Origin of the sequence: Paracoccus aminophilus JCM 7686, from assembly GCF_000444995.1 — a bacterium.
Taxonomy (GTDB): domain Bacteria; phylum Pseudomonadota; class Alphaproteobacteria; order Rhodobacterales; family Rhodobacteraceae; genus Paracoccus; species Paracoccus aminophilus.
Genome location: NC_022041.1, coordinates 3181245 through 3201541, shown reverse-complemented (window position 1 = coordinate 3201541; position 20297 = coordinate 3181245). Strand labels below are relative to the sequence as shown.

Here is a 20297-nt window from a genome sequence, read left to right as displayed (position 1 = left end):
CCGGCGTCTCTCGGCCATAGCAGGCGGGTTGATTGAGCAAGGCTGGGACTGTCGGAACATGCAAATCGAGACGACGACGCTGCCAGGGGTTTTGCTGCTGACGCCCAAGCGTCATGGCGATGCGCGCGGCTTTTTCTCTGAAAGCTGGAACCGGGGCGTGCTGGAAGCCGCAGGGGTCCACCTGCCGGAATTCGTGCAGGACAACCATTCTTTTTCGACTGCGGTCAATACGTTGCGCGGTCTGCACTTCCAATCGCCGCCCCATGCGCAGGGCAAACTCGTGCGCTGCGGACGCGGGGCGCTGTTCGATGTCGCGGTCGATATCCGCAAGGGCAGCCCGACCTATGGCCAGGGGTTTGGCGCCGAGCTGAGCTTTGAAAACGGGCGCCAGCTCTGGATCCCGGCGGGCTTTTTGCACGGCTTTGTCACGCGCGCGCCGGATACCGAAATCTGCTATAAATGTACGGATTATTACGCGCCCGAATGTGACGGCGGCGTGGCTTGGGACAGCGTCGGCATCGACTGGCAGCTGACCGCCGAGCCGGTGCTGTCGGGCAAGGATGCCGCGGCTCCGGCGCTGGCCGATTTTGACAGCCCTTTCGTTTATGAGGCCAAGGCATGAAGCTTCTCGTCACCGGCGGCGCCGGTTTTATCGGCTCGGCCGTGGTTCGGCTGGCGGTGTCGCGCGGCCATGAGGTCGTCAATCTCGATGCGCTGACCTATGCCGCCAATCTTGAGAACGTGGCCTCGGTCAGCGACAGCCCGCTTTATGCCTTCGAGCAGGCCGATATCCGCGACCGCGCCGCGCTCGATGCGGTCTTTGCGCGCCACAAGCCCGATGCGGTGATGCATCTGGCCGCCGAAAGCCATGTCGATCGCTCGATCGACGGGCCGGGCGCCTTTATCGAGACCAATGTCAACGGCACCTATAATATGCTTGAGGCCGCGCGGGCCTATTGGGTGGCGGCTGGCAAACCCGAGGGCTTCCGCTTCCACCATATCTCGACCGATGAGGTGTTCGGCTCGCTTGGCGAAGAGGGGCAGTTCACCGAAACCACGCCCTATGATCCGCGCAGCCCCTATTCGGCCTCGAAAGCGGCCTCGGACCATCTCGTGCGCGCCTGGCATGAAACCTATGGCCTGCCGGTCGTGCTGACCAATTGCTCGAACAATTACGGGCCGTTCCATTTCCCCGAAAAGCTGGTGCCGGTGGTGATCCTGCGCGCGCTTTCGGGCCAGTCGATCCCGGTTTACGGCGATGGCGGCAATGTCCGCGACTGGCTCTATGTCGAAGACCATGCCGATGCGCTGCTGCTGGTCGTCGAAAAGGGCGAGATCGGGCGCAGCTACAACATCGGCGGTAAGAACGAGGCGAAGAACATAGATCTTGTGCGCACCATCTGCGCCGAGATGGACCGTCTGCGCCCCGATCACGCGCCCCACGATCAGCTCATCACCTTCGTGACCGACCGTCCCGGCCATGACCGGCGCTATGCGATCGACCCCGACCGCATCCGGACCGAGCTTGGCTGGCGTCCCTCGGTCACGGTCGAGGAAGGTCTGCGCCGCACCGTCGAATGGTATCTGAGCCATGAGGACTGGTGGCGCCCGCTGCTCGAGCGGCAGGGCGTCGGCGAAAGGCTGGGCAAGGCATGAGCGGCATTCTCGTCTTTGGCCGCACCGGTCAGGTTGCCCGCGAATTGGCGCTGCTTTTGCCCGAAGAAACCTTTCTCGGCCGCGATCAGGCCGATCTGAGCGATCCCGCCGCCTGCGCCGCCGCAATCCGCGCCTCGGGGGCGGATGCCGTCATCAATGCCGCGGCCTATACCGCCGTCGACCGCGCCGAATCCGAGCCGGATCTTGCCGCGCGCGTCAATGGCGAGGCTCCGGGCGCGATGGCCGCAGCCTGCGCCGAGCTGGGCATTCCCTTCGTCCATATCTCGACCGATTACGTCTTTGACGGCAGCGGCACCGCGCCTTGGCGCGAGACCGATGCGACCGGCCCCCTTGGCGTTTACGGCGCAACCAAGCTTGCCGGAGAGCGCGCGATCGCGGCTGCGGGCGGGCAATGGGCGGTGCTGCGGACCTCTTGGGTCTTCTCGGCCCATGGCGCGAATTTCGTGAAAACCATGCTGCGTCTCGGCGCCGAGCGTGACGAGCTGCGCGTCGTGGCCGATCAGCACGGCGGCCCGACCCCCGCGCGCGATATCGCCGCCGCTTGCCTGACACTGGCCGTGGGCATGAAGGGCGATCCGGAGAAGGGCGGCGTTTACCATTTCTCGGGTGCGGCTGACACGAGCTGGGCCGGTTTCGCGCGCGAGATCATGACACAGGCCGGGCTGCCCTGCCGCGTGACCGAGATTGCGACCGCCGATTATCCCACCCCGGCGCAGCGGCCTGCGAATTCGCGTCTGGATTGCAGCGCGATCGCGCAGGATTTTGGAATTTATCGCCCCGACTGGCAGGCTGGTCTGGCGGCAGTGCTGACGGAGCTGAAACCATGACCGAAGCAAATGTGCCGGCGCGCAAGGGCATCATTCTCGCGGGCGGATCGGGCACGCGGCTCTATCCGATCACCATGGGCGTCTCGAAGCAGCTGCTGCCGATCTATGACAAGCCCATGATTTATTACCCGATTTCGGTGCTGATGCTGGCTGGCATCCGCGAAATCGCGATGATCACCACGCCCGAGGATCAGGCGCAGTTCCAACGTCTTCTGGGCGATGGCAGCCAATGGGGCATTCGGCTGGAATGGATTATCCAGCCCTCGCCGGACGGTCTGGCGCAGGCCTATCTTCTCGCCGAGGATTTCCTTGCGGGCGCGCCCTCGGCGATGGTTCTGGGCGACAATATCTTCTTCGGGCAGGGCCTGCGCGCGCTCTTGTCGGCGGCGGATGGCCGGAGCTCGGGGGGGACGGTCTTCGGCTACCGTGTCGTCGATCCCGAGCGCTACGGCGTCGTGGCCTTTGACGGCGAGGGCAAGGCGGTCTCGATCATCGAGAAGCCGGAAAAGCCCCTGTCCGATTATGCGGTGACCGGGCTTTATTTCCTCGACGGCACGGCCTCGACCCGGGCGCGCTCGGTCAAGCCCTCGGCGCGCGGCGAGCTCGAGATCGTGACCCTGCTCGAGGATTATCTCCACGAGGGCGCGCTGACGGTCGAGCGGATGGGGCGCGGTTATGCCTGGCTCGATACGGGCACCCATACAAGCCTGCTCGATGCCGGGAATTTCGTGCGCACGCTCGAGCAGCGTCAGGGACTTCAGACCGGCTGCCCGGACGAGATCGCTTTCGTTCAGGGTTGGATCGACGCGGATGCTCTGCGCGCGCAAGCCGCGCGTTTCGCGAAAAACGCTTACGGCCAGTATCTGCTGCGCCTGCTTGCCTGATTATTCCGGGCCGCGCAGCTGCTGCGCGGCTTGGCGATCACCCCAGCTTGGCTGAAGTACGGGGGCGCAGGCGGCCAAGCGCCGTCGTGCCCCAGACCGCCAGCGTGCCCGGGCGACTTTGGCGATAAAGCCCCATCCGAAGAAACTCGATCATTGCGGCGGGACCGGCCTGCGTGAGCATCTTGCCAAAGCGGCGCAGAAGGATGCGGTTTTCCGGGGTCAAAAGATGCTCGGCGCCTTCGAGCGCCCGCTGGTTGCGCGCCAGCCAATCGGCGTAGCGCCCATCGGTCAACATGCCGAGCCGCGCCGCCTTTGCCTTCGCGGTATCGTTGCGCCCCATCACATTCTCCGGGTGCTGGCGATAGAGCAGCACCTGCGCGGTATCGCGCCGGATTGCGGCACCCGCGCCTGACAGCAGTTGATAGGCCCACCAGTCATGCGAAATGACATCTGCGGCTGCGGCCGCCGGCGCAGCCGCCTGCATCAGCCGCAGGGCTGCGGAATTGGCGACGATCGTATTGCCCGGCAGGCAGGCCTGGATCAGCGCATTGCGAAAGGTCAGAGGCCGCATGAAGGCAGGGGCGGGGCTCAGGACATTCAGATCTTCGTCGCAAATGGTGGTGCGCGCGGCATAGATTGCCGGTCCCGACTGCGCGGACAAAAAGGCCGCAGCCCGGCTGAGCTTGTCAGGCAGCCAGACATCGTCCTGATCGCTGAAGGCCAGCCATCCGTCGGGATCGGCCTTTTGGGCCAGCGCCAGAAAGTTATGCGTGGCCCCGGCTTTCGGACCGTCGATGATCCGTCCCCCTGTCCCATGCCCTTCGCGCAGAAAGCTCTCGGCGATCTCGCGCGTGCCATCGTCCGAGCCGTCATCCGAGACCAGCAAGTTCCAGTTGCGGTGATCCTGCCCGGCAATGCTGTCGAGCTGTTCGCGTAGAAAGCGCGCGCCCTGGTAGCTTGCGAGCGCAATGGTGATCCGAAAAGCCAAGACATTGGTTCCCTGAAAGGCGGGTCAAACCTAAGGGCTTGGCTGCCGCTCTACCAGAGCCGATCAGCCGGGCAGGGGCTGAAAGGCGATATCTTCGACCAGAACCCGGCTCACGTCGGGGGCATCCGCAGCTTGCGCGGCTTTGAGCAAGGCGGCTTTCAGCCGGTCCATCTGGGCGTCGGCGGTGAAGTTTCCGTCAAATCCGCCGGTATTGGCATGGATCATCAGGGCACCAAGCAAGGCGTCGCGCAAGCGATATTCGGCGCCATAAACCTTTTCCTGCGCGGGTTTCGGCACCTCCAGCGTCACGGCGAGGATCATCGTGCCACTGACATCGCCATTGCGGATGATCGGCACGAAGAATTGCGTCGGGAACCGGAAATAGCCCATCTCGGTCGCCTCGGGTTTGGCGTCTTTGCCTTTCGCATGACCTTCGCCCTCTCCCTCCTCGCCTTCGGCAAAAACGGATTCGGCGGGCTTGGATTTGTCGTGGAGGATATTGCCGCCGACGGCTCCGCCCAGAAAGGCCAGAAGCGGCAGCACGAGCATCAGGATTTTACGGATCATCTCGGCTCTCAATAGGGAAGGATGATATCGGCGATCTGCTGGCCATAGCGCGGTCGCTGTGCGTCGCTGATCGTGCCGCGCCCGCCATAGGAAATGCGCGCGCCCGCGATCCGGTCATAGGCGATCTCATTACGCCGCCCAATGTCCGAAGGCCGCACGAAGCCGCTGACGGTGAGCTCGCGGACTTCGTTGTTCACGCGCACCTCTTGCGAGCCCTGAATGCGCAAAACCCCGTTCGCGAGCGTGCCGATCACCGTTGCCGCGACCCGCAGCGTCAGCTTCTCGCGGCGCGAAATATTGCCGCTGCCTTTATAGGTCGAGCTCGACTTGGCTTCGGCCAGAGAATCCATGCTGGCGCCTTCGGGCAAAATTTTATCGAGGCGCTGCGGGATGCCCATCATATTCGGGATCCCGGCCGTATCCGAGGCAGAGCGGGTCCGGCCCGAACTGTTTTGGAACTCTGCCTTGTCGTCGATCTCGATGACCACGGTCAGGATATCACCGCGCTCGCTCGCGCGGCTGTCGCTGATGAGCGAATTCTGCCGCGTGGTCCAAAGCGAGGCGAGCCCGGTCTGGCTGGTGCCTTCATCCGGGAAGCTTGGCGTGGCATAGCTGACCTCGGTCATAGCGCGGAACTCATCGCCTGCAAGCGGGTCGGTCATTTCGGGCGCGCGGCCGATCTCGCGGACGCGGCCACAGCCCGAAAGCGCGATCAGGAGCAGGCAGAGCGTTCCGGGCAGAAGGGGGGGCAGTCTGGTCATGGGGATCATCTCTGTTCGACGAGAATGGTGCCATCGGGTTGAACGCGGCCCGCAAGCGTTGTGCGGGACGAGAGATTCATCACGCGCACGATCTCTCCGACCGAGCCGGCGGCCAGCGCGCGTCCCTCGGCTTCGATGCGCAGGAGCGCGTTTTCATAGACGAGCGTGACGAGCTGGTTGCGCTCGATCAGCTTGGGTGCAGTCAGCTGGGTCAGCTGAACCGGTTTACCGCTATAAATCATCACCCGCGTCGCCAACCCGACCATCCCGGCGTTTTCGTCCGGATCGCCCTCGGTCAGATCCTCGGGGCTGATGATCGTTCCGGCGGGCAGGGTGCGGGTGGCAAGTGGCGGGGCGGCCGGGGCTGCGACGGGCAGAAGCAGCAGCGAAAGGACAAACCAGCGCATCAGCGGATCTGCACGGTAGCGCCGAGCATCTGGTCGGCGGCGGTGATGACTTTGGAGTTCAGCTCATAGCCGCGCTGCGCCTTGATCAGCTCGGTGATTTCGCGGACGGGATCGACCGAGCTTTCCTCGAGATAGCCCGCGCGCAGCGTGCCAAGCCCCTGTTCGCCGGGATTGGCGACCTGCGCCGGGCCTGATGCCGGGGTTTCGAGGAAAAGGTTGCCGCCCGTCGCCTCAAGCCCCTTTTCGTTGACGAAGGTCGCAAGCGAGAACTGGCCGAGGTTCTGGGGATCGACCTGATCGTTGAAAAAGGCAAGGACCTCGCCATTCGGGCTGATGGCAACGCTGGCAGCATCGGCGGGAATGGTGATGCCCGGCGCGACCGGATAGCCGTCGTTGGTCACGATCTGGCCGTCCGCCGAACGCTTCAGGCTGCCGTCGCGGGTATAGGCCGAGATGCCGGAGGGCAGGGTGATCTCCAGATAGCCGTTCCCGTCGATCGCGACATCGAGATCGCCATTGGTCTGGGTGAGCGAGCCTTGTTGAAGCTGGACCGTGACCGCGGTCGGGCGCACGCCAAGGCCCAACTGAACGCCTGCCGGGACCATCGTGCCCTCGGTCGAGGTCAGCGTGCCCGGACGGACGGCCTGCTGGTAGTAAAGGTCCGAAAATTCGGCGCGGCGGGCGTTGTAGCCGGTGGTGGACATGTTCGCCAGGTTGTTCGAGATGACCTCGACACGAGTTTGCTGCGCGCTCATGCCGGTTGCGGCGATTTGAAGGGCTCTCATAACGCTCCTTTCAGCGGGTCAGGGAGACGATGACATTGCGGATGCGTTGGTCTTCATTTTCGAGAAAGCTTTGCCCAAGCTCATAGGCACGCTGCACCTCGATCATGCGCGAGATCTCGAGAACCGGATCGACGTTCGATTCCTCGATGAAACCCTGGCGGACACGGGCGTCCTCAAGGGGTTGCGGGTTGGGCCCGGGGTCGAAGAGCGTGCCCGCTTCGTGTTGAAGAAGCGAAGGGTCGGGCGTCGCAAAAAGGCCGACCCTGCCGACGGGCTGGTCATCGGCCGAAACCGTGCCGTCCGAACCGATGCCAATGTTCTTGGTGCCATCGGGGATCGCGATTGGGGCGGCGCCGTCATCAAGGAGCTGGTTTCCCGCCATATCGACGATTTCGCCATTCGGGCTTAGCGCGAAGGCCCCGGCGCGCGTCAGCCGGTTGCCCTGTGGCGTCTGGACCATGAAAAAGCCATCGCCTTCGAGCGCGAGGTCGAGCGTGCCGCCGGTCTGGGTCAGCCCGCCCGGACGCAGATCGATCATCCGGCCACGGGCATTGGCCATGGCGAGGGTCTCTCCGCCGCGATTGAGCGACACCATATATTCCGAGAAAACCACGCCCTCGCGCCGAAAGCCGGTGGTGTTGGCATTGGCAATGTTGTTCGCCACGGTGCGCATCTCGCGCATCAGGCCCGACTGCCGGGTCAGGGCGGCGTAGATCGCGTTATCCATCGCTCAGGCGCCTCCGATCAGCGGCAGCAGCTGGTCGGTGAAGAAACCGGCAAGCATCGAGGTCATGAAGCTCATCGTGACCCAGAAAACCACGAGCATCAGGCCGATTTTCGGCACGAAGGTCAGGGTCATTTCCTGAATCGAGGTCAGCGCTTGGACCAGACCGATCACCACGCCGGTGATCAGCGCGACCGCGAGCAGGGGGGCCGACATCCGGACCGCGATCCAGAGCGACTGACGCATCATGTCGAAGAGCAGGTCCTCTTTCATGGCTGAGCTCAGACCGGCATCCGCATGAGTTCCTGATAGGCCTCGACCACCTTGTCGCGAATCGCGGTCACGGTATCGAGCGCCAGTTCGGCGCGGGCGATCGACTGCACGAGATCATGGGTGTCGGCCTGCCCGGTCATTGCGCCCTGCGCAGTGCGGTCCATCTCGTCCATGACACGGGAGAAATCGCTGATCGCGGATTTGGCGCCATCTGGCAGCGGCTCGGTCGGCGCGACCGAGCTCAGCGCGCTGTGGTAGGCATTGGCGGCAGAGATTTGGGAAATCATGTCGGTTCCTTTCAGCGGCGGATCAGGTCGAGCAGCGATGAGCTCATTTGCCGCGATTGTTCGAAGACGCGCAGATTGGCCTCGTAGCTGCGGCTCGCTTCACGTGAATCCGCGATCTCGATCACCAGATCGACGTTCGAGCCACGGTAGTAGCCCTCGGCATTGGCCATGGGGTGACTGGGATCGAAGAGCTCGGGCAGGTCGGACTGGTCAAGCTGGGTTGCGCTGGTCGTGACACCCCCCGAGGGACGGCCGAAATCGGCGGCCTCCTCGAAGCTGACCATCTTGCGGCGATAGCCGGGCGTGTCGACATTGGCGATGTTTTCCGAGACATGGCGCAGCCGCACGGCCTGCGCCTTCATGCCCGAAGTCGAAATCTGGGTCGCAGAGAGCATATCGGTCATGGGTGGCCTCAGAACTTGCGGCCAAGGCTCGCGCGGATCAGCGAGAGCGATGATTTCGTGATGCTGATCGCGAGATCGAATTCGCGCCGGGCATCGGCGAGGCGAAAGACCTCATCCTCGATCGCGACCGTATTGCCGTTCGGAGAGGGTTCGCCGCCCGCGTCTTTCGGCCGCGAGGCCCCCATGCCCCAGTTTGTGCCCGAGACATGACGCTCGTCCTGCGTGCGCAGGCGGGTGGCGGGCGCCGAGCGATAGGTCTCGGCGAATTTGCCGAGGTCGCGGGCGTGAAATCCGGGGGTATCGGCATTGGCGACATTGGTGGCGATCAGCTTCTGACGCTGGCTTCCATGCGCGATCAGGCCGTCCGCCATCTTCAGGGTTTCGATTCTGTCAAACACGGGGCTTCTCCTGCCTTGGATAAACCCGGTCTTAACTGCGATAGGTTTAGAAACCGTTTCGAGAGCCAGTTTTTTCGAAACGGAGGATGCATGGATCAGGCTTTGGCGATTGCCGCGCAGATCGGGGAAGAGCGGCTTATCCGCTATTTCGGCCTTGTCCACGCGATTCAGGCGGGGGTGGTGCTGGTCTCGGGGCTGAACAATCACGCGGCTTTGGGCGATCGCGTTGTTTTCGACCTGACCGGCGGCGCACAGATCCAGGGCGAGGTCATTGCGCTACAGGCGCGCTTCGCCGCGATTCTACCGGAAGGCCCGTCCGAGGGGCTGCATATCGGGGCGCGGGCCGAGCTTCTCTTCGCGCCGCGCCTGCGCCCGGGGCCGGATTGGGTCGGTCGGATCATCGACCCTCTGGGCCAGCCGCTCGATGGTCGCCCGCTTGAGCAGGGCGGCGCAGCGCTGCGCTACCGCGCCCCGCCGCCGCCAGCGGCCAGCCGCAAGCGGTTGGGCGAGCGGCTCGACACCGGGCTTGCGGTCTTCGACACCTTGCTGCCGATCGTGAAGGGGCAGCGGCTTGGGCTTTTCGCGGGCTCGGGCGTGGGGAAATCGACGCTGCTCTCGGCGCTGGCCAAAGGGGTTTCGGCCGATGTCGTGGTGATCGCGCTGATCGGCGAACGCGGGCGCGAGCTCCGCGAATTCGTTGAGGAGGTGCTTGGCCCCGAGGGCATGGCGCGCGCGGTGGTGGTGGCCGCGACCTCGGATCAGTCGCCGATGATGCGGCGGCGCTGCGCTTGGGCGGGGATGACGGTCGCGGAATATTTCCGCGATCAGGGCGCGCATGTGCTGTTTTTGGCCGATTCGATCACGCGTTTCGCCGAGGCGCATCGCGAAATCGCCCTCGCTGGCGGGGAGAGCCCGAGTTATCGCGGCTTTCCGCCCTCGGTCTCGAACCTCATCATGGCACTGGCCGAACGCTCGGGGCCTGGACCGGCGGGGGCGGGCGATATCACCGCGCTCTTTTCGGTGCTGGTCGCGGGCTCGGATATGGAGGAGCCGATTGCCGATATCCTGCGCGGTGTTCTGGACGGCCATATCGTGCTGGATCGCGCCATTGCCGAACGCGGGCGTTTTCCTGCAATCGACGTGCTGCGCTCGGTGTCGCGCTCTTTGCCGCAAGCTGCGAGCGAGGCTGAGAATTCCCTGATCGCGCGGGCGCGGGCCATGCTGGGCAGCTATGCCGAATCAGAGCTGATGATCCGGGCCGGGCTTTATGCGGCAGGCAGTGACCAGATGCTGGACGAGGCGGTGCGGCTTTACCCCGCGCTCGACAATTTCGTGACCCTGAAGGCTGAAAATACTGCGGAAAGCTTTACGCTTTTGGCCGAGGCTCTGGCGCGTGGGCCGCAGAATGCGCCTCGAGCGATGTAGATGAATGGCGCATATCAATGTGCGCCTATGCTGCTTAAACTATGTTAAAGGAGACCATCCTAAGATTGCGTCGCCCCCTCTGAATTGCAAATTCTGATGCATATTTTCAGGAGTGGCTATGGCCATTAGCGAGTTTTTTATACGTTTTTTACTGCGCCGCGATTCATTGACCTCCGCCGATCTCGGACGTCTGCGCGATATTTCAACCCGTCAGGTGATCTTTCAGCCACGCGAGATCATCGTTCCCCGAGGACAGAGACTGACGCAAAGTTGCATGGTCATGCGTGGCATGGCGGTGCGCTCGCATGGCGTGCCCGGACGCAGCGGAGAGCGGGTGATTTCCGCGATCCACGTCGCCGGGGATTTCGTGGATCTGCACGGTTTCGTGCTGACGCGGCTAGAGCATGACATCGTGGCGCTTGGCCCGGTGACGGCCGAATTCATCGACCACAGCGATTTGCGCGAGATCTCCGAGAATTTTCCGCATTTGTCGCGGCTCTTCTGGCTTTCGACGGTGATTGATGCGGCGATGCATCGCCAATGGCTGGTGGCGGCGGCCTCATTGCGCTCGAATGCCCATCTCGCGCATCTTCTCTGCGAGATTTACGTCCGTCTCGCCAGTGTCGGGGCCGCGCAGGACCACCGCTTCGTCCTGCCAGCGCTTCAGCGGGAACTTGCGGAAATGCTTGGATATTCCCCGATCCATATCAACCGCGCGGTGCGCGATCTGCGTGACCGTGGGCTGGTGCGCTGGACGGGGGCGCAGGTCGAGATCCTCGATTGGGGCGAGCTTGCCCGGCTGGCGCGGTTTTCGCCGGAATATCTCGATCTCGACCGGTTCAGCCGCTAGCCCGCCCTACTGGCAGATGCGAAAGCCGCCCTTGCGCGCCTTGATGTCGAGGTGAAGGTGATTGTCATGGGCGGCATTCGCGCCCGGACCGAGGACGGTGGTGAACCACAGGCAGGCTGTGCCCCGGATCGCTGCCTGAAAGGCCTCGTCGATCGAGCCCTTGTCCTGGCGCGGTGCGATCTCAAGCCGCGTGCCGTCGTCGAAGCGGAAGGCGGCGATGTCGAACGCATTGCCGAGCGCATGTTCCGAGACCGTCGCCGTGCTTTGACCGCCCACCACGCCGCGACATTGATAGGTCGAGCCGGGCTCGATCCCGGTCAGGCGTGGCGCGCCGGGCAGGAAAGCCGAGGCCGGGCGGACCGAATCGCGCAGCCAGAAGGCCAGGTGGCGCGCCGTGTCGCAGCGCATCACCGGTGCGCCGTCGAGCGCGATGCCGGGCAGGATCTCGGTGATCCGAACCGGCCGATCGATGCCGCAATCGCGGTTGTCGGCCTCTGAAATCGCGGGAAGCTCTTCATAGCCGGTGCCGAGCGTGAAGAGGGTCAGCAGGCAGGCGGATTGGTCGAAGTCGCTTTCGCGCAGGGTGCTGCGCAGAGCTGGCGCGGCGGAAATATCGGGTTTGGCCGTGGCGTCATCGGGCGCCGGGGTTTCGGGCGCTGAGGCCGTGGCATCCGTGGTCGCTGGTGCGGTTGCCGCGGCTGCTGGCGCTGGCTTGTCGGCGGTTGGTTCTTCGGGCGCTGGCGGTTCGGGCTTTTGCGGAGGCCGAGCGCTTGTTTCTGTCGGGGTCGCGTCCTCTGGGGCAGCTTCGACTGGGGCGGGGCGCTCGGGCGGCTTGCTCTCGGCCAGCGCGCCGCCCGAGAGCAGCGCCGCCGCCAGCGTGAGACTGGCCAGAGCCCGCGCCACGCTCATCGCTTAGGGCACCGCAGGCGCAGGGGCGACGACCGGCGCGGTTGCCGCTGGAACCGGCTCTGGCGCAGGTGTTGCGGTCGAAGCGGGGGGCGACGCCGGGGCCGAAGCGGGCGCCGTGCGACGCGGCGGATGGGTCGGGCCGACGGCGCTTGGCTTCAGCTCTTGCGGCGAGATGGCGTCGGCAATCGCCGTGGCCAGCAGGTCGCCGCTTTCGTGACCGACCACGGTCGTGGTGGCACCTGCAGGCGGCGTCACGGTCTGGAGCGCCGCCTGAGCGGCCAGCGTCACCGCCGCAGAATCGGGGGCCTGATCGGGCGCGGTGGCGAGATGCGGGCGCGCCAGCGGGCGTTTCGCGCCGAGAGCTGCGGGAAGCTGCGCGGTATTTGCCGCCGCGGAATTCGCCACCCCGGTCACATCGGCAATGCTGACGCCCGGATCGAGGAATTCGACCACGGTGACATTCGCCTTCACCATATGAGCAAGCTCCCTCGCGTCCCAATTGGTCAGCCGGACACAGCCGTTCGACTGGTTAACGAACAGCCGCGAGGGGGTTGCGGTTCCGTGGATGCCATAGGTCGGCTCGGAGAGGTCGATCCAGACATCGCCAACAGGACCGTTCGGCCCGGGCGGAATGACCAGCACGCGGTCATTGTTGCCCTGCTTGAAATTCTTGTTCGGATTGTAGGTATAAACCGGGTTCAAGGCGACCGCATCGACCTTGTGAATGCCATGCGGCGAGGGGGTCGCCGACGAGCCGACGGTTGCCGGATAATCCGCCAGCAGATTGCCCTTGGCATCATAGGCCGCGACCCGGCGGGTCTGTTTGTCCACGATGATCCGTGTGACCGTGCCCCGGATCGGCGGGGCGGGAACGGTCGCCTGAATGGTCACGCCCGGCACGAAATCCACGCCGGGATTGAGCTTTTGCAGGAATTTCTCATCCATGTGGAAGCGCTCGGCCAGCTTTTCGAGAATGCTGGTATAGCCCTGCGAGGTCATCTTCGCCTTTTCGGCGTAATCGGTCGGGATCTTGTCGACGAGCCCTTCGGCATCCTTGTCGGTGATCGTGTATTCGGTGGTCAGCGGCCCGCTGGCGAAGGGCAGCAGCAATTGCCAGACAACCGGGCTCATCCGCCCATCGACCGGCAGGCCCGCCCGGCGCTGGAACGCCTTGAGCGCGCTTTCGCTCATCCCGCCACGCCAGCCATCAACCACGCCCGGCGAAATCCCCGAACGGTCAAGCAGGATCTGGACCTTGGCGGTAATGGCCGATTGCCCCGCGGGCAGATCGCCCGAGGTGTAATCCGCGGTCTCGATATCGGCGGCGGTGATTTTGCGCTGGATCTTGCCCGGCTCCATCGTGGCCTGCGCGAAGGCCGGTCCCGGCAGCGACATCCATGTCAGCGCGACAGCGGTCACGGAGGCTGGGGCCAGCGGCAGCGCAAGCGCTCCGGCGAGCAAAAGGCGTCCGACTCGGGGGAGGGAGGGCGACAGTGAGCGCATAAAGAGTTCCGTGGACAGGCTCAGGTGGAAGAGGCTGCTTCTCACATGAACCGGGTACGCACGGGTTGCAAGCACCCCCGATTCAACAAGCCTTGAGGCCGCAAATACGGGGGCGATGCTTTGGTGGGCTTGCTCAGTAAAGTGCGCTGAGCGTATGACCTGCCGGGAAGTATTGACGCGAGACCGTTACCGCGACGGCATCGGCCCAATTGCCACGTTCGATCAGCAGAACCGGCGTGCCACGCTGGACGCTGAGTGCATTCGAAACGAATTCGTTCTGTGCCGAGGTCGCCGAGACAGACAGGCTGCCGTGGTTCAGCGCGACATTGTCCGAAAGCCATTCGAAGGCCGAGATCTCGTTGAGCGGCGCTTGCTCGATCCCCGGAGCCGCGTCGATCGCAATCCAGCGCTCTTCGCCGCAATAGGGTTGATCATTGGCCGAGAATTCGGCGCGGATCTCAAGCGTGGCCTGACCCGATTTCAGCATGAGCAGCTTCGCGATATCGGCCGGAGGCGTCGCGCGACGGATGCTGATCAGGCGATAGCCATAGGTCGCACCGGCGGCTTCGATCTCATTGCGCAGGGCGGTCTTGGGCAAAGTCGAGCGCTGCGGCGGGTGCTTGGCGATCCGGGTGCCGACCTTGCGACGACGTTCCAGGAGGCCGCTGGCCGCAAGTGACGTCAGAGCACGGTTGACAGTCGCGCGCGCACAGCCAAACTCGATCGCGAGTTCGCTTTCGGTCGGAATCAATTGACCCGGCCGCCAGAAACCGCTCCGGATGCGGGACAACACTTCCGTTTGCACGGACTGCCAAGTCATCATTCGGTGGGGCATTCGGACCGGATCTCCTGTCGTAAGGGCTTCGCCAACTTGTCGAGGGAGGGATGTAAATGCGTTCATGGTCTTCTCTAGGTTGTATTCGTCCGCATTTAATCGCTCACGACAGAAACGTGGACAAGTTTATGGTGTAGTGAACGGTTAAGTTTAGTGTTTTATGGTCACTTTTCCGTGATCATCTGTGTTTTTCTGCAACTTGACAATGGCGTTGTCCGGGCGGAACGGACAGAGATCAGCGAATTTACAGTTTTCGGAGCCGGGATATGTCCGACCTCACCGCAGCGCGCGCGCCCCAGCCGGTGCCGACCGCTTGGGTAGTTCTGATCGCCATCAGCGCCTGCCATATGATCAACGATGTCATGCAGTCGATGCTCTCGGCGATCTATCCGCAGCTTCAGGACGAATTTTCACTCAGCTACAGCCAGATCGGCCTGATGACCTTCGCCTTTCAGGTCACGGCCTCGCTGCTGCAGCCCGTGGTCGGCATCGTCACCGACAAGAATCCGATGCCGCGCTCGCTGGCTTTGGGCATGGGCTCGACTTTTGTCGGGGTGATGCTGCTGGCCTTGGCGCATGTATACTGGGTGCTTGTGGTCGGCGCGATGCTGATCGGCGTCGGCTCGGCGATCTTCCACCCCGAAAGCTCGCGCGTCGCGCGCATTGCCTCGGGCGGGAAATTCGGCACGGCGCAATCGCTCTTCCAGCTGGGTGGCAACTTCGGGCAGGCGCTTGGCCCGCTGCTGGCGGCGTTTGTCGTCCTGCCGCTTGGCCGCCCCTCAATCGCGATTTTCGCGATCTTTGCCATGATGGGGTCCGCGATCCTGTGGCGCGTCGGCACCTGGGCCGAGGGCAAGCGCAAGGCCACGGTGGCGCGTGAGGTCCGGGGGTCCAGCATGTCGCGCAATCGCGTGATCCTTGCGATCTCTGTTCTGGCGCTGCTGACCTTCACCAAGAACATCTACACCGCGAGCCTCTCGAGCTATTACACCTTCTTCCTGATCCATAAATTCGGGGTCTCGACCCAGACCTCGCAGGTCATGCTGTTCCTCTTCCTCGGCGGGATGGCGGCGGGCGTCATGCTGGGCGGGATCTTCGGTGACCGCATCGGGCCGTTGAAGGTGATCTGGTTCTCGATCCTCGGCGTTCTGCCCTTCACGCTTTTGCTGCCCCATGTCGGATTGATGCCGACCGGGATCCTGTCGGTCATCATCGGCCTGATCCTCGCCTCGGCCTTCCCGGCGATCGTCGTCTTCGCGCAAGAGCTGGTGCCGGGCCGCACCGGGATGATCGCGGGGATCTTCTTCGGCTTTGCCTTCGGCATGGGCGGGATTGCGGCGGCGGTGCTCGGCGTGGTCGCTGACGCAAAGGGCATCGAATATGTCTATTGGATCTGCTCCTTCCTGCCGATCATGGGGCTGCTCACGGTCTTCCTGCCGCGGATGCATCGCGTATAGACTGGCGCTTTCGGGCGGCGTCCTGCCGCCCCGATGACCGGAGGACCCGATGCCCCAGACGATCCGCGCCCTGCCCATCACGGCAGAGGCTTTTGCCCCCTACGGCGAGCTGCTGACCGCGCGTGACGCCCCAAGCAAGCTCATCAACGCGGGCCGCTGCGAGCGGCACCATGCGCTGGCCACGGTCGAGCGCGGCGGCGGCGAGGCGATTCTCTCGATCTTCCGGTCCGAGCCGATCAGCCTGCCCTATGACTGCGCGCTGCTCGAACGCCATCCGCTTGGTTCGCAGGCGTTTTTCCCGATCACGCCGGGGGTCTGGCTTTCGGTCGTGGCCCCGGACGAGGGCGGCCGCCCCGGCGCACCGCTCGCCTTCATCGTGCCCGCTGGCATGGGCGTGAACCTGCACGCGGGGACCTGGCATGGCGTGCTGACGCCGCTTGACCAGCCCGCCGATTTCCTCGTGATCGACCGCGAGGGCGCGGGCGTCAATCTCGAAGAGGTCGAGATTGCCCCGGTCACGATCACCGCATGAGCCAGCCTGATCTGGAATTCGAGCTTGCGGCGCAGGCGCAAGGCGCCCGCCTGATCGCGGGCGTCGACGAGGTCGGTCGCGGCCCCTTGGCGGGGCCAGTGACGGCGGCTGCGGTGATTCTGTGCGAGGATCCGCCCGCTGGCCTCAATGATTCGAAGAAGCTGTCGGCCAAGCGCCGCGATGCCTTGGCCGAAGAGATCATGGCGCGCTGTGACTGGGCCTATGCGCATGTCTGGATCGACGAGATCGACCGGCTGAATATCTACCATGCCTCGCATCTCGCGATGTGCCGCGCGGTCGAAAAACTCAAGTCTCGCCCGGATCTTGCGCTGATCGACGGCAACGCCGTGCCGCGTGATCTGGCGATTCCCGCGCAGGCCATCGTCAAGGGCGACGCGCGCTCGCTGTCCATCGCGGCGGCCTCGATCGTGGCCAAAGTGTTGCGCGACAGACTCATGGTGGATTTGGCGCAACAGCACCCCGGCTATGGCTGGGAACGCAATGCGGGTTATCCCACAAAGGTTCATCTCGAAGCGCTGCTAAATCTTGGGGTGACCCCATACCATAGGCGCAGCTTCGCGCCGGTCCACAATATCTTGTGTAAAGGCCTCTCGACAACTGATTGATTCAAAATAGAATTTGACGGCGAATCGCTTCTGACCCATCTTTGCCCCATACCAGATCGGCAAAAATGCCGGCGTTATGAGGCAGAGCAAAATGAAAACAGAAACGACTCGGCGCGCCGAGCCGCGTAGCTTACCATTGAATCAGATACTTGCTGGCGACTGCATCGAGGTGATGAATTCATTGCCCGAAAACAGCGTCGATCTGATCTTTGCTGACCCGCCCTATAACCTGCAGCTCAAGGGCGATTTGCATCGCCCTGACAACTCCAAGGTCGATGCGGTCGATGACCACTGGGACCAGTTCGCGGGCTTCGGCGCCTATGACAAATTCACCCGCGAATGGCTGGCCGCCGCGCGCCGCGTGCTGAAACCGCATGGCGCGATCTGGGTGATCGGCTCCTATCACAACATCTTCCGGGTCGGTGCGGCCTTGCAGGATGCCGGGTTCTGGATCCTGAACGATGTCGTCTGGCGCAAATCCAATCCGATGCCGAACTTCCGCGGCAAGCGCCTGACCAACGCCCATGAGACGATGATCTGGGCCTCGAAATCGGAAAATTCGAAATACACCTTCAACTATGAGGCGCTGAAATCGCTGAATGAAGGCGTGCAGATGCGCTCGGATTGGGTGCTGCCGATCTGCACCGGCGGCGAGCGCCTCAAGGATGCCAAGGGCGACAAGGCCCATCCGACGCAAAAGCCCGAAAGCCTGCTTCACCGCGTGCTGATCGGCTCGACCAATCCCGGTGATGTCGTGCTCGACCCGTTCTTCGGCACCGGCACGACCGGCGCGGTTGCCAAGATGCTCGGCCGTGATTTCATCGGCATCGAGCGCGAGGAGACCTATCGCGAGGTGGCCGAGAAACGTCTCTCGCGCGTGCGCCGCTTCGATGCCTCGGCTTTGGCGACGACGACCAGCAAACGCGCTGAACCGCGCGTGCCCTTCGGTCAGGTGGTCGAGCGCGGGATGCTGCGCCCGGGCGAAGAGCTTTACTCGCTCGACAACCGCCACAAGGTGAAGGTCCGCGCCGATGGCAGCCTGATCGGCAATGATGTCAAAGGCTCGATCCATCAGGTCGGCGCGGCGCTGCAACGCGCACCCTCCTGCAATGGCTGGACCTATTGGCACTTCCGCCGCGAGGGCCGCATGGTGCCGATCGACATCTTGCGCCAGCAGATCCGAGCCGAGATGCAGGCCGACGGCGCACAGCGCCCGAACTGATCCATTCGTTTCGCCGCAGTCCCAAGGCCGCGAGTTCCGCGCGGCAGGGACTACCTTGCCCCGTGCGTGAGGCTCGCCTCGCGCCGGGGCCTTTTTTGTTGAAAATGCCTACTATTCGCGAAATCTAAAGGGCTTTCGGGCATGACTGGGGCATGATGAACCCCGATGCGCACCGCCCCTCTCAGGCAGTCTATTCCCCAGCCGCGACCTTTGCTGCGCAGGGGGAGATCGCGTTTGAATGGCGGGGAAAGCTCGCGCTGTCCCGGCAAGATCAGATCGCTGTCGCCGGGGGCAGCTTTGCCCGGCAGTTGGGCGCGAGCCTGCGGGCGGCGGGGCTGGGGCTGCTCGATGCCGAACCTGCGCCTGACGGCGCGCCCTTCGCGGCGGCGCAGGATTATGGCTACGGGCAGTTCTCGGCGCGGTTCGGGCGGATCGACTCGGCGCGGCTCTTTGCGCAGGTGCTGGACGATGCGGCGACGGGCTTTGTCTCACCGCGCTATGTCTGGCACCAGAACGGGCGCTATGTCGATGCGTTTCGGCCTTGGATCGAACCGGGTGGGATGGTCTCGGTCGCCGAGGTTCTGGCACTGCGCCGCCATCATCTCGCGGCAGTGAAGCGGCTCTTTCGGCAGGCGGATTGCCTGATCCTGACGCTTGGTGCTGGCGAATATTGGCTTGAGCCGGACACCGGACGCGCCTTTCCGCTGCGCCCAGATGAACTGGCCGGTGCGGTCGATCCCGCGCAACTTCTGCGCCAGCGGCCAGAGCGTGCGGTGGTGGCGGCTGATTTGGCGCTTCTGCGCAGGCAGGTGACCCAACTGAACCCGCAGCTGCGGATGGTGCTGTCGGTGTCGCCGCAGAGGGCTGACGAGGGCAGGGCGGGCTCTGCGGTCTTGAGTGCGGTGCGAGATTTTGCAGCCGCGCATCCAGAGATCGACTATTTCCCGGCTGCCGAAATCGCGGATCACCATCGGCTCGCGCGATGGCAGGGGTTTGCCGCGCCTGAAACTGGCACCAGTGACGCCGTCATTTCGGCGTTTCTGCGCGGCTACGGGCTCGATAATCTGGCCCCGCAGCACCGTATCGGACAGGCCGAAGGCCCCGGGGCGCTGGGGCGAGGCGGGGCAGGAGGGTGAGGGTCGGCCGCGTGCTCCTGATCGGAAATTCCCATGTCGCGGCCCCACGCACGGCGTTGCGCGACACGCCCGCGCGCTGGCCGGGGTTCGCGCCGGATTTCTTCGGCCTGCCGGGCACCGCTTTGAATGGGCTGGAGATTCGTGACGGCATACTCGGCACGGACCGGATCGAACTTCAGCGCCAAATCAGCTTCTACAATGGCCAGCCGTCGCTTGCCTTGACGGGCTATGATGCCTTCGTGGTCATTGGTGGTCCGAATTTTGGCATGATCAGTCGCCTGCTTCAGCGCCACCGCTGCCCGGATTTTCCCTCTGTGCAGGCGGGGCAGGCCTGCGATCTAATCTCCGAGGGGTTTTTGGCGGCGATGCTGGCGCGGCGGATCCGCAACTCGACCGCGATCCGGCTGGCCGGGCGGCTCGCGCGGCTGGAGCAGGCGCCGATCCTGCTTCTGCCCGAACCCTTTCCCTCGCTCGATGCGTTGGCAGAGGGCAAAAGCGAGGTCGCGCGGCTGGCCCTGCGCGGCGATGCGGGGCTCTTTGTCGCGCGCTATCTTGCGGCTTTGCGCGAAGAGGCCGCCGATCTCTCGATCCTGATCGAACAGCCCGAAGACACCATCGCCGGGATGGTCTTTACCGCGCCGGAATGGATGCGCGGCTCGCTGAGGCTTAACAGCCATCACGACATCCGCCACAGCCAAAAGGAGTTCGGCCACGGCAATGCGGCCTATGGCGGACGCCAGCTCGACCAGATCCTTGCCGTGCTCGAGGCGCTGTGACCGTGGCCTGCAAGTCGCTCTTTCTTCTTGCCTTTCGAGCGCCA

General features: G+C 64.0%; 25 protein-coding genes. 12 read left to right on the top strand and 13 right to left on the bottom strand.

What is annotated here, in order from left to right:
- The first annotated feature begins 58 nt into the window (after positions 1–58).
- The 4 genes from rfbC to rfbA are packed head-to-tail and all read left to right on the top strand — an operon-like array spanning position 59 to position 3388.
- Entirely contained in the window at positions 59–622 is a 564-nt protein-coding gene (gene rfbC, locus JCM7686_RS15695) for a dTDP-4-dehydrorhamnose 3,5-epimerase (protein WP_020951774.1), read from the top strand.
- Complete coding sequence (rfbB, locus tag JCM7686_RS15690) at positions 619–1656, top strand: dTDP-glucose 4,6-dehydratase (protein WP_020951773.1); 1038 nt, start codon at positions 619–621, stop codon at positions 1654–1656. Before rfbC ends, rfbB begins: the two co-directional genes overlap by 4 nt.
- A complete protein-coding gene (gene rfbD, locus JCM7686_RS15685) occupies positions 1653–2504 on the top strand; it encodes a dTDP-4-dehydrorhamnose reductase (RefSeq protein ID WP_041527415.1) in 852 nt (283 codons plus the stop codon). The genes rfbB and rfbD overlap by 4 nt, the downstream gene beginning before the upstream one ends.
- A complete protein-coding gene (gene rfbA, locus JCM7686_RS15680) occupies positions 2501–3388 on the top strand; it encodes a glucose-1-phosphate thymidylyltransferase RfbA (RefSeq protein WP_020951771.1) in 888 nt (295 codons plus the stop codon). Before rfbD ends, rfbA begins: the two co-directional genes overlap by 4 nt.
- A 37-nt stretch (positions 3389–3425) precedes the next feature.
- Here rfbA and JCM7686_RS15675 read toward each other — a convergent pair whose 3' ends face one another.
- The 10 genes from JCM7686_RS15675 to JCM7686_RS15630 form a co-directional block, all read right to left on the bottom strand.
- Entirely contained in the window at positions 3426–4376 is a 951-nt protein-coding gene (locus JCM7686_RS15675; RefSeq protein WP_020951770.1) for a glycosyltransferase, read from the bottom strand.
- Between the two features lie 63 nt (positions 4377–4439).
- On the bottom strand, positions 4440–4943 hold the full coding sequence (locus JCM7686_RS15670; RefSeq protein WP_020951769.1) for a hypothetical protein: 504 nt from the start codon (positions 4941–4943) through the stop codon (positions 4440–4442).
- A gap of 8 nt (positions 4944–4951) precedes the next feature.
- Positions 4952–5704 (bottom strand): flagellar basal body L-ring protein FlgH, encoded by a 753-nt coding sequence (gene flgH / locus JCM7686_RS15665; RefSeq protein ID WP_041528010.1) that lies wholly within the window; start codon positions 5702–5704, stop codon positions 4952–4954.
- Positions 5705–5709: 5 nt separating this feature from the next.
- Positions 5710–6111, bottom strand: coding sequence for a flagellar basal body P-ring formation chaperone FlgA (flgA, locus tag JCM7686_RS15660; RefSeq protein ID WP_020951767.1), 402 nt, complete (start codon positions 6109–6111; stop codon positions 5710–5712).
- Positions 6111–6896, bottom strand: coding sequence for a flagellar basal-body rod protein FlgG (flgG, locus tag JCM7686_RS15655; protein WP_020951766.1), 786 nt, complete (start codon positions 6894–6896; stop codon positions 6111–6113). Before flgG ends, flgA begins: the two co-directional genes overlap by 1 nt.
- A 10-nt stretch (positions 6897–6906) precedes the next feature.
- On the bottom strand, positions 6907–7623 hold the full coding sequence (locus JCM7686_RS15650) for a flagellar hook-basal body complex protein (RefSeq protein ID WP_020951765.1): 717 nt from the start codon (positions 7621–7623) through the stop codon (positions 6907–6909).
- A 3-nt stretch (positions 7624–7626) separates the two neighbouring features.
- Positions 7627–7893, bottom strand: coding sequence for a flagellar biosynthetic protein FliQ (locus tag JCM7686_RS15645; protein WP_020951764.1), 267 nt, complete (start codon positions 7891–7893; stop codon positions 7627–7629).
- An 8-nt stretch (positions 7894–7901) separates the two neighbouring features.
- On the bottom strand, positions 7902–8180 hold the full coding sequence (locus JCM7686_RS15640) for a flagellar hook-basal body complex protein FliE (protein WP_020951763.1): 279 nt from the start codon (positions 8178–8180) through the stop codon (positions 7902–7904).
- 11 nt (positions 8181–8191) lie between these two features.
- Positions 8192–8584: a flagellar basal body rod protein FlgC gene (gene flgC, locus JCM7686_RS15635; RefSeq protein WP_020951762.1), complete on the bottom strand. Its 393-nt coding sequence runs from the start codon at positions 8582–8584 to the stop codon at positions 8192–8194.
- Between the two features lie 8 nt (positions 8585–8592).
- Positions 8593–8982 (bottom strand): FlgB family protein, encoded by a 390-nt coding sequence (locus JCM7686_RS15630; protein ID WP_020951761.1) that lies wholly within the window; start codon positions 8980–8982, stop codon positions 8593–8595.
- Between the two features lie 90 nt (positions 8983–9072).
- Between JCM7686_RS15630 and JCM7686_RS15625 the strand changes: the two genes are divergently transcribed.
- Entirely contained in the window at positions 9073–10407 is a 1335-nt protein-coding gene (locus JCM7686_RS15625) for a FliI/YscN family ATPase (protein ID WP_020951760.1), read from the top strand.
- A gap of 274 nt (positions 10408–10681) precedes the next feature.
- The gene (locus JCM7686_RS15620) at positions 10682–11257 is read left to right on the top strand and encodes a Crp/Fnr family transcriptional regulator (protein WP_236635842.1); all 576 of its coding nucleotides are present in this window, start codon (positions 10682–10684) and stop codon (positions 11255–11257) included.
- A 6-nt stretch (positions 11258–11263) separates the two neighbouring features.
- Here the strand turns inward: JCM7686_RS15620 and JCM7686_RS15615 are convergent, their stop codons facing one another.
- The 3 genes from JCM7686_RS15615 to JCM7686_RS15605 all read right to left on the bottom strand — a co-directional run bounded on the left by JCM7686_RS15615 (position 11264) and on the right by JCM7686_RS15605 (position 14489).
- A complete protein-coding gene (locus JCM7686_RS15615; RefSeq protein ID WP_020951758.1) occupies positions 11264–12166 on the bottom strand; it encodes an extensin family protein in 903 nt (300 codons plus the stop codon).
- A gap of 3 nt (positions 12167–12169) precedes the next feature.
- Positions 12170–13669, bottom strand: coding sequence for a L,D-transpeptidase family protein (locus JCM7686_RS15610; RefSeq protein ID WP_020951757.1), 1500 nt, complete (start codon positions 13667–13669; stop codon positions 12170–12172).
- 133 nt (positions 13670–13802) lie between these two features.
- On the bottom strand, positions 13803–14489 hold the full coding sequence (locus tag JCM7686_RS15605; RefSeq protein WP_268935171.1) for a GntR family transcriptional regulator: 687 nt from the start codon (positions 14487–14489) through the stop codon (positions 13803–13805).
- A gap of 281 nt (positions 14490–14770) precedes the next feature.
- Between JCM7686_RS15605 and JCM7686_RS15600 the strand changes: the two genes are divergently transcribed.
- The 6 genes from JCM7686_RS15600 (at position 14771) to JCM7686_RS15575 (ending at position 20253) form a co-directional block, all read left to right on the top strand.
- Positions 14771–15961: an MFS transporter gene (locus tag JCM7686_RS15600; protein WP_020951755.1), complete on the top strand. Its 1191-nt coding sequence runs from the start codon at positions 14771–14773 to the stop codon at positions 15959–15961.
- Between the two features lie 49 nt (positions 15962–16010).
- Positions 16011–16493, top strand: a complete 483-nt coding sequence (locus tag JCM7686_RS15595) for an ureidoglycolate lyase (RefSeq protein ID WP_020951754.1) — start codon at positions 16011–16013, stop codon at positions 16491–16493.
- On the top strand, positions 16490–17119 hold the full coding sequence (locus tag JCM7686_RS15590) for a ribonuclease HII (RefSeq protein WP_020951753.1): 630 nt from the start codon (positions 16490–16492) through the stop codon (positions 17117–17119). Before JCM7686_RS15595 ends, JCM7686_RS15590 begins: the two co-directional genes overlap by 4 nt.
- A gap of 91 nt (positions 17120–17210) precedes the next feature.
- Positions 17211–18341 carry a site-specific DNA-methyltransferase gene (locus JCM7686_RS15585; protein WP_020951752.1) on the top strand — a complete coding sequence of 377 codons (1131 nt, stop codon included), beginning with the start codon at positions 17211–17213 and terminating at the stop codon, positions 18339–18341.
- 152 nt (positions 18342–18493) lie between these two features.
- A complete protein-coding gene (locus tag JCM7686_RS15580) occupies positions 18494–19477 on the top strand; it encodes a GSCFA domain-containing protein (RefSeq protein ID WP_041527414.1) in 984 nt (327 codons plus the stop codon).
- A gap of 11 nt (positions 19478–19488) precedes the next feature.
- A complete protein-coding gene (locus JCM7686_RS15575) occupies positions 19489–20253 on the top strand; it encodes a hypothetical protein (RefSeq protein WP_148292635.1) in 765 nt (254 codons plus the stop codon).
- Positions 20254–20297 lie beyond the last annotated feature (44 nt).